Raw genomic sequence first — 11617 nt, forward strand, 5'->3', positions numbered from 1 at the left:
GTCTTGATTTCAGCAAAGATAAGAGCGATCGTTCTCTCACTACCAGCTTTTTCAGCTACTCATAACTAACAAGCTACGGACTAACATCAATTTAATCGGGAAGCCTCCATTGTGCAAGCGCCACGGCATTACCCGTACCACAGTATCGCCCATACAGCAGAGAACAACACTAGGGTAAAAATGTCAACCTGGTAAGTAGATCCAGAGAATTAATTTTTGTTTTGTATCTAAGTCAACAATCTCCCGCAAAATGGTAGAGGTAGCTAGTTGAAAAAACACCCCCAGCAGACATCCACAGAAAACACTCTAAGTTAGGAGTAGATGAGAAATGCTTGCATACATCCTTGCGTTAGCTGTTGCTATTGGTAGTCTTGGCATCTACTTAGCCGCCTTTTTCTTCCCAGAAATTGGTCGCAAAAACGATATCTATTGGAGCGGCGTAGGGTTGTTCTATGCTTTAGTCTTATGGGTATGTGCCAAGCAGATTACAGGAGGACTCCTATTAGGTCAAGTCGCTGGAGTCGTGTTACTAGGTTGGTATGCGTTTCAAACTCTACAGTTACGCCGCCAATTAACTCCTCAACAGCAACAAACAGCAGTACCTAGCGCAGCACAGGTAAAAAGCAACGTTCAAGAGCAAGTCACCAAAATCTCACCCCTACAAAAGCTGTCCCAGTTGGGCAAGAAGGCAACTAGTAAAGCTACCGCAGCTAAAGAACAGCTAAAACCCAAGAGTGAGGTCAAGGAAGTTCCGACACCGCTAGTGGAATCTACTCCTACTGTAGAAATTGTCGATAATCGAACCCCTGTAGCCCCAGAAACAACTGAGTCAGCGTCTACCTTTGAAGAAAAAATCGCCTCAGAAGTGGAAGTGATTCCTCCAGCAGAATCTAACATTGTCGATCCCGAAGCTCAACCAAGCCCAGAAATTGTAGCAGCTACCCCAGTCGAAACCACCCAACTAGAAGAATCGACTACCACTGAAACTGAAACTGAATCATCTTCAGAGGATGAGATCTCTAAATTACACCGTCCCGATCCCCCTAGTCCCGAATTAGTAGAAGCTGCAATTGAAGATGCAGAAGAAAAGCATCAACCAGCTTCTCCACCAGAAACCGACGAGAAGTCGTAAGTCATAAGAACCTGTTTCCCAGCAATACTTTGTAACCATATATAGCCGTACACTCATGTATTGTATGTATTCATGTGTTTTATTTGACACGATCGCATTTGCTGGGGAAGGGGTAATGGTTGTCTTTCAACGCAAAAAATGAAGTTATATTGATGGCTGCATCTACAAATAAAATGCGATCGCCTGCATTGAACTGTAACGGGACTTATCCTTCCGCAGAAATACTTCTAAAATAGTTGAATAACCTTGCCCCTATTCTAGAAATCAAAGCTGTGACAGAACCAGGAAGTTACGAGACTAATACCGGCGAGGAAACCTCGCCGCCCGTTTCTTACAAAGACACCGTAAACTTGCCCAAGACAAAATTTGACATGCGGGCAAATGCTACCAAGCGCGAGCCAGAGATCCAAAAGTTTTGGGCAGATAATCAAATTTACGATCGCCTGTCACAGCAAAATTCTGGCGAGATTTTCACTTTACACGACGGACCCCCCTACGCCAACGGTTCGTTACACATCGGTCACGCCCTGAATAAAATCCTCAAAGACATTATCAATCGCTATCAACTCCAACAAGGGCGTAAAGTTCGCTGCATTCATGGTTGGGACTGTCACGGATTGCCCATCGAACTCAAAGTCATCCAAAGCATGAAGCCGCAGGAACGCGCCTCGCTCACACCTTTGGAACTGCGCCACAAAGCACGGGACTTCGCCCTCAAAGCAATGCAAGAACAATGCGCCAGTCTCAAACGTTGGGGTGTTGTCGGCGATTGGGAAAACTCCTATTTGACTCTAAAACCAAAATATGAAGCTGCCCAAATCGGCGTATTCGGGCAAATGGTTTTAAAAGGCTACATCTATCGTGGCTTCAAACCCGTTTACTGGAGTCCCAGCTCGAAAACCGCCCTAGCCGAAGCAGAACTAGAGTATCCCGAAGGACACACCTCCCGCAGCCTCTATGCGGCTTTCCCGATAACTCACATCGAGCCATCAGCTTTCCCCAAACTCAAATCCTTCCTCCCCCATCTCTGGGTAGCCATCTGGACGACAACCCCGTGGACAATTCCAGCTAACTTAGCAGTTGCGGTCAATCCCGAATTAAATTACGCGGTGGTGGAAGTCGGGAGTCGGGAGTCGGGAGTCGAAAACCAACCAACTACCAACTACCAACTACCAACTACCAAATACCTCATCGTAGCAGCAGATTTAGTTGAAAGACTGTCTGCAACACTTGGCGCTCAACTAACTGTCAAAACCACACTTAAAGGCTACGAACTAGAACACTGCAAGTATCGCCATCCATTGTGCGATCGCGAAAATCCAATTGTCATTGGCGGCGACTACGTGACGACAGAATCCGGTACGGGACTCGTCCACACTGCACCAGGACACGGACAAGAAGACTATCAAGTGGGGATGCGCTATAATTTGCCGATTCTCTCTCCCGTTGATGCCGATGGTAACTTTACCGCAGAAGCCGGACAATTTGCCAAGCTCAACGTATTAGGGGAAGGTAACGCCGCAGTCGTTCAAGCTTTAGAACAAGCTGGTTCGCTGCTGAAGGAAGAACCATACGTCCACAAGTATCCCTACGATTGGCGGACGAAAAAACCCGTGATTTTGCGGGCAACCGAGCAATGGTTTGCGTCGGTAGAAGGATTTCGAGATGCAGCCCTGCAAGAAATCGCCCATGTCCGGTGGATTCCCGCTCAAGGAGAAAACCGCATCACCGCAATGGTAGCCGAGCGTTCTGACTGGTGTATCTCCCGCCAGCGCAGTTGGGGCGTACCAATTCCCGTCTTCTACGATGAAGAAACTGGGGAACCGCTACTGAATGAAGAGACGATTGCTCGCGTCCAAAATATCTTTGCCGAAAAAGGCTCGGATGCTTGGTGGGAAATGTCGGTAGAAGAGTTGCTCCCAGAAAAGTATCGCGATAACGGGCGAAAATACCGTAAAGGTATGGATACGATGGATGTTTGGTTTGATTCTGGTTCCTCTTGGGCGGCTGTCCTTCAACAGCGACCGGAATTATCCTATCCAGCCGATCTTTACCTGGAAGGATCGGATCAGCATCGCGGTTGGTTCCAGTCTAGTTTGCTCACGAGCGTTGCGACCAACGGTCACGCACCTTACAAAACTGTTTTGACTCACGGCTACACCGTAGACGAACAAGGGCGTAAGATGAGCAAGTCTTTGGGAAATGGAGTCGATCCGGCGGTAGTTATTGACGGGGGTAAGAATCAAAAAGAGGAACCACCCTACGGTGCAGATGTATTGCGGTTGTGGGTGTCTTCGGTAGATTATTCCGCCGACGTGCCGATCAGTAAAAATATCTTGAAGCAGCTAGCAGATGCGAGAAATAAAATTCGCAACACGGCTCGTTTCTTACTAGGAAATCTGCACGATTTCGATCCCAGTCGGGATGCAGTACCATACGAGCAGTTACCAGAATTGGATCGTTATATGCTGCACCGGATGACGGAAGTATTTACTGAGGTAACCCAAGCTTTTGACAAATACCAATTCTTCCGTTTTTTCCAAACCGTGCAGAATTTCTGTGTCGTAGATTTATCCAGTTTCTATTTAGATATTGCCAAGGATCGGCTGTATATCAGTGCCGCTAATTCGTTTCGCCGTCGCAGCTGTCAAACAGTGTTGCAGATTGCCCTAGAAAACTTAGCCAAAGCGATCGCCCCTGTATTGTGTCACATGGCAGAGGATATCTGGCAATATCTCCCCTACCCCACGTCGCATGAATCTGTATTTGAATCCGGCTGGGTGAAGTTAGAGGACAAATGGCAAAATTCAGAGCTGGCAGAATCTTGGGTTCAGTTGCGCCAACTCCGCACGGAAGTGAATAAGGTATTAGAACAAGCACGTACCGAAAAGGCGATCGGTTCTTCTCTCGAAGCAAAGGTGCTGTTATATGTTGCCGATACTAATTTGCGACAACGCCTGCAATTTTTAAACCCCAATACGGACGCACAGCCATCTACTCATTCCAACGGTGTTGATGAGTTACGCTATTTATTCATCACTTCTGGGGTAGAATTGCTCGATACTCCCGCAACCCTAACAGAATTGAAATATAATTTCCAATCTGAAGCTTTGGGAATTGGGGTCGCTAAAGCTGATGGGAAAAAATGCGATCGCTGTTGGAATTATTCCATACATGTCGGCGCATCTCCAGCACATCCGCTCTTGTGCGAACGATGTATTCCCGCTCTCGCAGGAGAATTTTAATTTTTGTTTGTTAGCTATCGTTAGTTATTTACTTAGTTATTTGCAAACTACCACTGACTAGCGATCGCTACACCATCAAATCTCATGAACCTTGAGATTTTGCTAAGTAACACAATAGTATTTGCTTTAAAGCTAGCAAAGTAAATACTGGGATAGTTTGACCATATCGACGCGATAGTCTCAGCGGTTCTTGCAGTAACCGATACAACCACTCACCGCCACCAAAACGCAACCAATGGGGAGCTCTTTGTCGATCTCCTGCATAGACAGGAAATGCTCCCCCCAAACCGATCGTTACTGCTCGGATTTTGCCTTGATGTTGCTGCATCCAATATTCCTGTTTCGGGCAACCTAAAGCAACCAAAACGATCCCAGCACCACTGTGATGAATTCTTTCAACCAAAGCTTCATCTTCTGCGCGCGTTAGTGGACGGAACGGCAAAGGCTCCATACCAGCAATCTTCAAGTTAGGGAAATCCTGCGCCAAGCGCTCTCTCATCTTATCTAAAACTGGTGTTTCAGAACCTAAGAAAAATATACTTACGTTCTTCAAAGGAGCGAGTTTACATAAAGATAAAAGAATATCTATTCCCGCAACACGATTTTGGGTACGCGCTCCCAACAACTTCAACATCCAGACTAAAGGCATTCCATCAGGAGTCACAAGGTCTGCATTCTTCAAAACTGTGGCAAACTCTGGATGCCAGTAAGCTTCTACTAGCATATGAGTGTTAGCCACACAAACAAATTTACTAACTTTACTCGTTGCCCACTCTAAAATTAAGTTAATTTGCGATTCAAACGGTAAAGCACTAACAGGTGAATCGATCACGTCAAGTTTTCTATAAACTTTTAATACTCTAAATTCTAAATCTAGAGTTTCAAAGGATTGATTTTGAATTTGATGTTGTTCGCTAAATAATTCTCTATTATTTAGCGTGGATTGTCGTGTATTTTTCATTATTTCTCTATTGCCAGCAATGTGGAACCTCAGTTAACAATCCTGGCTGTGCGTAAATGTATAAAGCCATTTCCGCACGCACAAAAAATAGTCGAACTCGGCTGTTAATCTCTGACATAGTTCGCAGAAGCAGGTTGAATGCCTCTCGCAAACTGATAGTATTTTACCGATTCATTTAGAATTTGTTCGATCTATTACTCAACCGAAACTTTAGCAGAATTCCTTTAATTTAAATAATCAAAGTCTTTGACAACTTATACTTATTAAAGTATCACTAAAGCTCTCTATTTTTACTCTTTCATAGCTTAATTTAACTGTATCTTAAGGAAATCAAATTAGATGCAAGCTTGCCATTTATTCTGATTATTTTGCAAGCGTAATGTATGGTGCTTACCAAGAAAAGATTGGTAAGTTTAATCTAAATACAATAATCTAAGTTTCAGGCGCGATCGATCGCGAACAAGCGAGCGCCATACTGACGCTTTGACAGAAAGCTTAGTTTATTCGGCTGTCTTTGAATACCGCTAGCAACTGCACCTAAAACTGGTGTGGCAGAAAAGTTTAACTGCTCTAATGCCTTCGCTAGAGCAGAACAGTTTGTTTTGCCCATGTTTACAGTCAAAATACTAGCATCCACATGCCTAGCTAAAAGATTTGCATCAGCAAAACCAATCAAGTGAGATGTATCATATATAACTAAATCGAAAGCTTGTTCCAGTTGCTCTGCCAAGCTTTGCATTTGCGGCGATGACAGTAGGATCGATGGATTTGGGGGAATTGAACCAGCGGTTAAGATAAACAAGTTATCCTTGGATATTTCTCTGCTCTGTGCTATGGCCTCTTGAACAGCTCCATGATCCTCAGCCTCCTCAGAGCTATTACGCACTTGTTGGATCGCATACTGAAAGTTTAAACCTTCGGCGATCGCATTGCTCAGTCCTTGCGAGTTGGATAAATTTAACATTTTATGAATGGCAGGAGTACGCAAATTTGCGTCTACCAATAAAACTCTTTTACCCATTGCTGCTGCTGTCTGAGCTAAATACAATGCAATTGTCGATTTACCATCTTCGGGAGCGGCTGAGACGATTGCTAGAGAACGAATTGTCCCATTAATATCGAGAAAAGAAACGTTCGTGTAAAGAGATCGGAAAGCCTCCCAGAAATCAGATACCTCAGTTTTTTGCCCCAGTTTGCCATTTCGCTCAAACTTCACGCTAGGAATTTCACCTAAAATTAGCAATTTGGTCTTATCTTTAATTTCTTCAGAGTTGTAAAAAACGTTGTTGAGTTTATCTACAAGCAGAGCAACTCCAAAACTGACTAATAAACCTAAAGCTGTGCCTAAAACTAAATTACGCTGAACGCTAGGTGCGGTATTTTGAGGTTCGCTAGGAGGAGTGAGTATTTGCCAAGGTACTTGCTTTTGCGCAGCATCAATTCGTAGTGCTTCGCGCTTGGTTAAAAAGTGGTTTAAGTTATCGGAAGCAATTCTTAACTGCCGCTCTAAGTCATCTTTCTGGCGAATAATTATCGGAAATTGTTTAGCTTGTTGTCTTAACAAGTTCTCGGACTTGCTGAGCGTGTAGTCTTGCGCTTTTAAGGACTGAATTTGCTTGGCAGCATTAGTCAATTTTTGAATTTCTCTTAAACGAGCCGAACCGGGAGAGGCTGTATCTATTAAGTCTGCCGTTTCATTTGGCAATCGATCTCCCACGATTCGCCGTTCCTCTTTTCTGACAGCTTGCAGTAACTGCTGTTGTTGAGCTAACAGAGATTGAAATTCAGGACTATCCTCTTTGTACCGAGACGATTTCGCCGCAATTTTAGTTTCTACATCTTGGAGTAAGTTGAACAGCTTCAGATAGTGAGACGATTCGCTTAGTTCAGTAATTGCTGCCGCTGTATCTGCCTGCAATCGCAGTTTCTCGTACAGATTATTGTAAAAAGCTACGCTGCTAGATAACTGAGTCTGGAGTTCCAGTCGCTTCTGTTCAATTCGATCGAGCTGATAAGAGAGCTGTTGACCTTGAGTGTCAGAATTTACAATACCATGTCGTTGCCGAAAACTTTGGAGGCGCTGTTGCAAGAATTCAACTTGCCTCTGCAATTGTGGCAGTTGGGATTCGACAAACTGAATTCCTAAATTAACGTCTGTCTGACGTTCCTCCAGGCTGTATTTTAAGTAAGCCTCGGCTACCGTGTCCAAGACAAATTGAACTTTTTCAAAATTAGGATCTTTATAGCTAACTTCTAAAATATTGGTGTTGGGCAACAGCTTGATGTTCAATTGAGGCGTGCTGCTACCAGGATAATACAACTGTAGTTTTTGGGTAATGGGGGACATCAACTTCGGACTTTGTAAAACCTTCAAAGTTGTCTCATCCAACCCTGGAGAATCCTTTTCTTCTTCCTCTTCCTCTTTAGAGGATACAACTTTATCTTCAGCAGTCACGGGTTCAGTTAACAGCTCGAACTTAGCGACATAGGTTGGAGTACCGATCGCAGCTAGTAATACAGATACACTGGCAACTGCGGTTGTGCCGATTAGAATTGTTAGTATTCTGCGCCGAATCGCTCCTAGCAACCAACTGACATTCAATCCACCTTCATTGGTGTCGTCAGATTGAGTCGTGTAGAGCTGAGGTTGAGGCTGAAGTTGCTGGCTGTAGGTCTGAGCAGGCAACTGTTGAGAGGAGCTAACATTTCTCATATATAGACTCTGTTTATTTTTTAATAACGGGTCTTAGAAACTTACTCAAGTCTGAAGTCAGCCTGATACTCAACTGAATACACAGTCTACTCGCCACTTCTCTCCCTCCTTTAGGGAGTTGAGTGCGTATACGGCTAAAAACAAGTCCTTGCTACTCTCGATTGGGAGGGCATGTACAAATCTACCACTTAGTCCATAAAATTATCAATCTGTTTTAAACAAGATTTCGGTTTTTGAGTCCCTTGTAAAGTACTTCACAGAAAATTTACATTATCTTTATTATTTCTTTATTGTATATCTATCACTAGAGTGATTGAATGAACTTATACACAAATCTCTGCAATCCTTGCTACGAGATTTTGATGCAACCTACCAAAACGTCTACTCTATTTGTTAGTTTTTTTAACTATTGCAATATCTAGTTTGAGGAAACTGTTATCTGCTGAGGTAGCAATGTCTTCTGATGGGATCGAATCTCAATTGATGCGATACCAAACTAGGTAAGGGATCTGAACTGACCGATTCTTCTCGGTCTATTCAGACGAGGCTCTTGCAGTTCGTTGAAAATCGTGGGTGAGAGAGCTACTTAAGAAACATGTACGTAACAACTCGAAATTTATTTATACTTGGTCATCTTATCAGCCAGTCCTGGCAGAACTTACGGCGCTACCGGAGCCGGATGTCCCCTAGATGGCAACTGCAATCTTTGCTTGCATTACCAGCACGTACAAGCAAATGTTCGGGGATAGGTTCAACTTTACTGGTTAGACGATAGAAACAGCATTTAAATTTAGAATAGCCGCTTGGCGATCGCAAACTGTTGTGGCATTTTATGGCAGTCGCCTGGCGATCGTAAACTGTCTTTACACGACCTTTTCAATTGCAGCTCGACTGCCTCATTTGCAGAATTAAGCCGTACAGTCATTGTTGCATTAGCTACATCAGTGCCGTAGGGTTAACCAATCTGCAAGGGTGGCAAACGTGCAAATGGCATAGCGCATATCTGCAACCATCTGACTCAAGGTGAGGAGATTGGCATGGCGACTTTCTGCATAAGCTGAGCTGGGATCGACGTGCTGGCAGACAGTGAATGGTCGTTCGCCGAATCCAACTTCATCCATATAAGGTCAAATAGAAATATATAAGCAGTGCCACTGGAAAAAAATTTTATTTTCAGAAAAATTTAATGAATCGATTGGCATTTTTCAGGTTTAATTATAATTACGGCTAGAAAAAATGGCAATAAATCATGATGTAGAACTAGGCGATCGCGTGAGTATTTTTCATCCACAGTTAGTCAATCTTTATGGTTGCAAAATTGGGGATGAAACCAAAATCGGAACTTTTGTCGAAATTCAAAAAAATGCTGTTATTGGTACTAGATGTAAAGTATCGTCGCATACTTTTATCTGCGAGGGTGTGGTTATAGAAGACGAAGTATTTATCGGTCATGGAGTCATGTTCACCAACGACCTTTACCCTCGCGCCACCAACGAAGATAGCAGCCTGCAAACCGAAGCTGACTGGTCTGTCATTAAGACTAGAGTCAAGCGCCGTGCTTCTATTGGCAGCAATGCCACCATCCTGCCAGGAGTCACAATTGGAGAAAGTGCCATAGTTGGTGCTGGAGCAGTTGTGACTCGCGATGTTCCCGATCGCGCAACTGTAGTTGGAGTTCCCGCTCGGGTGGTCGGCAGTGCTACGAATGGACGCAAATTAATCGATAACGGCTCAAAAGCAAATATTCGATCATGATCGAACAATTCAATTTAGATGAATTTCTTATAACTCAAGCTCAGCCCGAGCAGACATTATTTACAACACAAACACGCAATATTCAAAATCTTAGAGATATCGTTTTAGTGAAACTGGGGTTGAATGGTCGTCCTTTACACGAGGACGTAGTATGTCTTGCCTTTTCTCCCTCTAATCAACTATTTGCACTTGTCGCTCCCAATCTTGAGGGCAGATGTTCATTGTTTTCTGTCGAGTCGCAAATCGAACAAATGCAGTTTTTCAGAAAATTTGCAGTTAGCAAGATTGCTTTTAGTAAGGTCTAGAAACTGTTAGCTAGTTGCTCGATCGCTACCGTTGTTTCTCTGGCAATTGAAGTTGTGTAAATTTACTTCTACCAATCTAATCCTATGACAAATACTCGCGATCGCTTGACACAAAATGTCGATTCAAGTACTTACCCCGAGCGGGGAAATATTTGTTCGGATGAGCAAAATTCTGCAATTCATACAATTAATATTGGTGTCATAGGCTATGGCTATTGGGGTCCCAATTTAGTTCGTACCTTTGCCGATCTCCCAGGAGCAAAGGTCGTAGCCGTGAGCGATTTTAAAATAGAAAGGCTGGCTAAAGTACAATCGCGTTACCCATCTGTGAAAGTGACGACAGATAGCCAAGACTTATTTGCAGATCCAAAAATCGATGCGATCGCGATCGCGACCCCAGTTTCGACTCATTACGACTTAGCCTTGGCAGCTTTGCAGGCTGGCAAACACGTACTCGTCGAAAAACCAATGACTGTTAGCTCCGAACAAGCCATCAGACTAATTGAGGAAGCTCAACAGCGTAACCTAGTGTTGATGGTAGACCACACCTTTGTGTACACGGGTGCAGTCCGTAAGATGCAGGAACTCGTTGCTAGTAAAGCAATAGGCGACGTTTATTACTACGATTCTGTCCGGGTCAACTTGGGGCTATTCCAGCACGATGTGAATGTGATTTGGGATTTGGCAGTCCACGACCTCTCGATTATGGACTACGTGTTGCAAGCCAAGCCAACCGCTGTCTCAGCGACAGGAATGAGTCACATTCCCGGCGAACCAGAAAACATTGCCTACCTAACATTATTTTTCGATAACAGCGCGATCGCCCACATCCACGTGAATTGGCTAGCGCCAGTTAAAGTTCGTCGTACCTTGCTTGGGGGCAGTCAAAAAATGATCTGTTATGACGACTTGGAGCCAAGTGAAAAGATTAAGGTATACGACAAAGGAATTACAGTCAATGGCAGTCCTGAGAACGTTTACCAAATGTTAGTTGGCTATCGCACCGGAGATATGTGGTCGCCAAAGTTAGATATGACTGAAGCGTTACAAACCGAGGCATTACACTTTGTTGATTGTATCCAGCAAGGCAAACGTCCAATTACCGATGGGGAAGCAGGACTGCGGGTCGTCAGAATTCTAGAGGCTGCTACCCAGTCCATCAAGCAGCAAGGTCAATTAGTTGAACTAAGCGGAGTGGAGGTAGCAGTATGATCCCATTCGTAGACCTAAAAGCGCAGTATTTGAGCATTAAAGACGAAATTGATGCTGCTGTTTTCAAAGCTTTAGAAAGTACGCAATTTGTGCTAGGGAGTGAGGTCGTCGCTTTAGAAGAAGAGTTCGCTCATTACTGTAATGCCGATTATGGCATTGCAGTCAATACAGGAACCAGCGCCCTCCACCTAGCACTATTAGCCGCTGGTATTGGTGCGGGTGACGAAGTGATTACCGTTCCTTTCACTTTTGTTGCCACCACAGCCGCAATTTGTTACACCGGAGCCACTCCGG

Annotated in this window: 10 protein-coding genes; 6 read left to right on the top strand and 4 right to left on the bottom strand. The window is 44.1% G+C overall.

Annotated elements, in window-relative coordinates:
* Positions 1-328: 328 nt before the first annotated feature.
* Together ACRC32_RS19830 and ileS are read left to right on the top strand one after the other, a co-directional pair.
* On the top strand, positions 329-1132 hold the full coding sequence (locus ACRC32_RS19830; RefSeq protein WP_438555588.1) for a Ycf66 family protein: 804 nt from the start codon (positions 329-331) through the stop codon (positions 1130-1132).
* A gap of 371 nt (positions 1133-1503) precedes the next feature.
* On the top strand, positions 1504-4377 hold the full coding sequence (ileS, locus tag ACRC32_RS19835; RefSeq protein WP_438555597.1) for an isoleucine--tRNA ligase: 2874 nt from the start codon (positions 1504-1506) through the stop codon (positions 4375-4377).
* Between the two features lie 82 nt (positions 4378-4459).
* Here the strand turns inward: ileS and ACRC32_RS19840 are convergent, their stop codons facing one another.
* The 4 genes from ACRC32_RS19840 to ACRC32_RS19855 all read right to left on the bottom strand — a co-directional run bounded on the left by ACRC32_RS19840 (position 4460) and on the right by ACRC32_RS19855 (position 9172).
* Entirely contained in the window at positions 4460-5338 is an 879-nt protein-coding gene (locus tag ACRC32_RS19840) for a WecB/TagA/CpsF family glycosyltransferase (protein WP_438555589.1), read from the bottom strand.
* Positions 5339-5777: 439 nt separating this feature from the next.
* On the bottom strand, positions 5778-8051 hold the full coding sequence (locus tag ACRC32_RS19845) for a GumC family protein (protein WP_438555590.1): 2274 nt from the start codon (positions 8049-8051) through the stop codon (positions 5778-5780).
* A gap of 790 nt (positions 8052-8841) precedes the next feature.
* The gene (locus tag ACRC32_RS19850) at positions 8842-8976 is read right to left on the bottom strand and encodes a hypothetical protein (RefSeq protein WP_438555591.1); all 135 of its coding nucleotides are present in this window, start codon (positions 8974-8976) and stop codon (positions 8842-8844) included.
* A 16-nt stretch (positions 8977-8992) separates the two neighbouring features.
* Complete coding sequence (locus ACRC32_RS19855) at positions 8993-9172, bottom strand: hypothetical protein (protein WP_438555592.1); 180 nt, start codon at positions 9170-9172, stop codon at positions 8993-8995.
* Between the two features lie 115 nt (positions 9173-9287).
* Between ACRC32_RS19855 and ACRC32_RS19860 the strand changes: the two genes are divergently transcribed.
* The 4 genes from ACRC32_RS19860 to ACRC32_RS19875 form a co-directional block, all read left to right on the top strand.
* Positions 9288-9806, top strand: coding sequence for an acyltransferase (locus ACRC32_RS19860; RefSeq protein ID WP_438555593.1), 519 nt, complete (start codon positions 9288-9290; stop codon positions 9804-9806).
* Entirely contained in the window at positions 9803-10111 is a 309-nt protein-coding gene (locus tag ACRC32_RS19865; protein WP_438555594.1) for a hypothetical protein, read from the top strand. The genes ACRC32_RS19860 and ACRC32_RS19865 overlap by 4 nt, the downstream gene beginning before the upstream one ends.
* 84 nt (positions 10112-10195) lie before the next feature.
* On the top strand, positions 10196-11323 hold the full coding sequence (locus ACRC32_RS19870; protein WP_438555595.1) for a Gfo/Idh/MocA family protein: 1128 nt from the start codon (positions 10196-10198) through the stop codon (positions 11321-11323).
* Positions 11320-11617 (top strand): DegT/DnrJ/EryC1/StrS family aminotransferase (locus tag ACRC32_RS19875; protein WP_438555596.1); only part of this gene is annotated, 298 nt, incomplete at its 3' end. The genes ACRC32_RS19870 and ACRC32_RS19875, both read left to right, overlap by 4 nt.

This window comes from Chroococcidiopsis sp. (genome assembly GCF_051657925.1).
GTDB lineage: Bacteria > Cyanobacteriota > Cyanobacteriia > Cyanobacteriales > Chroococcidiopsidaceae > Chroococcidiopsis.

Bases quoted from the DNA above. Each gene is read 5' to 3' on its own strand.
- ileS (WP_438555597.1), top strand. From the start codon at position 1,504: ATGCGGGCAAATGCTACCAAGCGCGAGCCAGAGATCCAAAAGTTTTGG.
- ACRC32_RS19865 (WP_438555594.1), top strand. From the start codon at position 9,803: ATGATCGAACAATTCAATTTAGATGAATTTCTTATAACTCAAGCTCAG.
- ACRC32_RS19860 (WP_438555593.1), top strand. From the start codon at position 9,288: ATGGCAATAAATCATGATGTAGAACTAGGCGATCGCGTGAGTATTTTT.
- ACRC32_RS19840 (WP_438555589.1), bottom strand. From the start codon at position 5,338: ATGAAAAATACACGACAATCCACGCTAAATAATAGAGAATTATTTAGC.
- ACRC32_RS19830 (WP_438555588.1), top strand. From the start codon at position 329: ATGCTTGCATACATCCTTGCGTTAGCTGTTGCTATTGGTAGTCTTGGC.
- ACRC32_RS19855 (WP_438555592.1), bottom strand. From the start codon at position 9,172: ATGGATGAAGTTGGATTCGGCGAACGACCATTCACTGTCTGCCAGCAC.
- ACRC32_RS19845 (WP_438555590.1), bottom strand. From the start codon at position 8,051: ATGAGAAATGTTAGCTCCTCTCAACAGTTGCCTGCTCAGACCTACAGC.
- ACRC32_RS19870 (WP_438555595.1), top strand. From the start codon at position 10,196: ATGACAAATACTCGCGATCGCTTGACACAAAATGTCGATTCAAGTACT.
- ACRC32_RS19850 (WP_438555591.1), bottom strand. From the start codon at position 8,976: ATGACTGTACGGCTTAATTCTGCAAATGAGGCAGTCGAGCTGCAATTG.